At 74.4% G+C, this 1,800-nt stretch carries 1 protein-coding gene and 1 pseudogene; both read right to left on the reverse strand.

The annotated features are described in order from the left end of the window. Nucleotides 1–912 (reverse strand): phytoene/squalene synthase family protein (locus tag ABZ281_RS48015; RefSeq protein ID WP_356665004.1); only part of this gene is annotated, 912 nt, incomplete at its 3' end. Continuing rightward, nucleotides 899–1,705, reverse strand: a pseudogene (crtI, locus tag ABZ281_RS48020) (phytoene desaturase family protein); the annotation flags it as partial. The gene ABZ281_RS48015 and the pseudogene crtI, both read right to left, overlap by 14 nt. Between the last annotated feature and the right edge of the window lie 95 nt (nucleotides 1,706–1,800).

Genomic DNA, 1,800 nt, shown 5'->3' on the forward strand with positions numbered 1-1,800 from the left:
CCTACTCGTCGGTCGAGGAGTACCTGGACATCGCCGACCAGGCCCTGGAACTTGGACCGCCCGGTGGTGCAGCACCGTGTAGTCGTGCCGGGCGATCGCGTCGAGGATGCCGCCGTACAGCGTGAACGCCGTCCTGATGCAGGGGCGTACCCGCGGGTCGAGCATCGCGATGCCCGGTTCCGCCGTCCGGTACACGTCCCTGGTCAGGGCCTCGGCGGCGACGAGTGCCGCCCGGATGCGCGGATCGCGGCGGCCGCTGCGCCTGCTCCACTCCAGGAGCGGCCGGTCCACGCCGTGGGCGGCGAGCAGGTCGGCGGGCAGGTAGACGCGACCGCGGTCCAGGTCCTCGCCCACGTCCCGCAGGAAGTTGGTGAGCTGGAACGCCACGCCGAGGGCCGCCGCGTGCGGTGCCGCCTCCTCGCGCGGGACGACCGTGCCGAGCACGGGCAGCATCTGCAGGCCGATCACCGCGGCCGAGCCGTACATGTAGGCCCGCAGGTCGGCGTAGGTCGGGTAGTCAGTGACGGTCAGGTCGGCTCGCATCGAGGCGAGGAAGTCGGCGAACAGGTCCACCTCGATGCCGTGGCGCCCGGCGGTGTCGGCCACGGCCCGGACCACCGGTTCGGCCCCGCCGCCGGTGCGCAGCGCGTGCGCGAGGTCGCCCTCCAGCCGCTTCAGCATCAGGTCCCGCTCGTCGGGGGTCAGACGCCGGTCCAGGTCGTCGACGATGTCGTCGGCCCAGCGGGCGAAGCCGTACAGCGCGTGCACCGCGGAACGGCGTTCCAGCGGCAGCAGGCGCGTCGCCAGGAAGTAGGTCCGGCCGTGCCGGGCGTTGAGCTGCCGGCACACGCCGTAGTCGGTGCGCAGGCCGGGGGCGGTGATTCCGGCGGCGTCCAGTTCACGACGGGTCATGGGCACCTGCTCCGGTCGGGGCGGTCGGGGCGGTCGGGGCGGTCGGGGCGGTCGGGCGGCGGTTCGAGGGCCGACTCGCCCGGGTGCGGCCCCCGGTGACGCGGGCGGCGGCGAGTTTCCCGCTGATGAGCACGGTCGGTACGCCGACACCGGGTGTGGTCCCGCAGCCGGCGAGCACCACGTTGTCCAGCCCGCGGACGAGGTTGCGCGGCCTGAAGGGCCCGGTCTGGGCGAAGGTGTGGGAGACGGAGAAGGGACTGCCCGCCGCGTGGCCCTGGGCCGTCCAGTCGAGCGGGGTCACCAGCAGTTCCTCCTCGATGCTGTCGCCGAACCCGTGGAGGCCGCGGCGTTCGAGTTCGGCGAGCAGGCTGTCGCGGTAGCGCGGGCCCAGGTCGCGCCAGGCGGCGGCGGAGGGGCCGACGGCGGTGTTGGGGCAGGGCGCCAGGACGTAGTGGAGGTGGCGGCCCGGCGGCGCCAGCGAGGTGTCGTGCGTGGTCGGACGGGTGATCAGCAGGGACGGGTCGCTCATCAGCGTTCCCCAGCGGGTCAGTTCGTCGAAGGTGCGCTCCCACGCGGCGCCGAAGGACAGCGTGTGGTGGGCGAGGTGGGGCCAGGTGCGGTCGGTCCCCGCGTGCAGGACCACCGCGGACGGTGAGTGCCGCAGCCGTACCGGGCGCCGGGGTGTCCGGCCCAGCAGCCGGTGCGCGGCGGGCAGTTCGCAGGTCAGCACCACCGCGTCGCACGGGATGCGCTCGCCCGAGGCGAGGCGGACGGCCCGCACCCGGCCCGCCGAGCCTCGGCCGTCGAGAAGCCGGCGTACTGGCGGATGGTCCAGGGCTGGTTGGCGTACATCGTCGGGTACGGGCCGCGCAGGAACGGCGCCGCTCC

The organism is Streptomyces sp. NPDC006265 (assembly GCF_040613555.1).
Classification (GTDB): Bacteria; Actinomycetota; Actinomycetes; order Streptomycetales; family Streptomycetaceae; genus Streptomyces.